This window comes from Acidaminococcus sp. BV3L6 (assembly GCF_000468835.1).
Lineage (GTDB): Bacteria > Bacillota > Negativicutes > Acidaminococcales > Acidaminococcaceae > Acidaminococcus > Acidaminococcus intestini.
The window spans coordinates 1-531 of record NZ_AWUR01000054.1; the positions used below are offsets into that span (position 1 = coordinate 1).

The 531-nt window shown below is 42.9% G+C and carries 1 protein-coding gene; it reads left to right on the forward strand.

Annotated features, from left to right (window positions below):
* Positions 1-150 precede the first annotated feature (150 nt).
* The coding region (locus tag HMPREF1246_RS10350) for an ISL3 family transposase (RefSeq protein ID WP_021737383.1) at positions 151-531 on the forward strand (381 nt) is incomplete at its 3' end.

Consider the following 531-nt stretch of genomic DNA (forward strand, 5'->3'; position numbering starts at 1 on the left):
GGTTCTATAATTTATTTTGGGGCGCTAAAGTGACCGTCCAGATGCGTGTCCTCTCAGCGCCTACTTTTTTTCAATAAAAAAATAGGCATATGCACTCAAATCCTCTACAATTAAAGTGATCAAACAATAAAGAAAGTGAGTTGAATACATATGCCTTCTCTAAATTATATCGAAAAATTAACAGGAATTAAAGAGGAATGGATTCAAAATTTAAAGGAAACGGAATCAGCCTTGGTTTTAGCGGTTCAGCTGCCGCCTCAAGAACACATCTGCCCTCATTGTAAGGCCACTACAAGACGCATAAAGGGCTACTATACGCGCCTCATCAAACATTCCCCACTTCTCCATAAAGAGTTGCATCTCCTATATCGCCAGAGACGCTATATATGCAGCTGTGGTCACACATTTAACGAGAAGAGCCCCTTTGCCTCTCCGTATTTCCAAACCTCTTCCTCGCTTCAACAAGTCATGCTCCAGGAGCTGCGTCAACACCTTTCTTTCCAGGAAGTGGCCAGACGATGCCATGTCAGC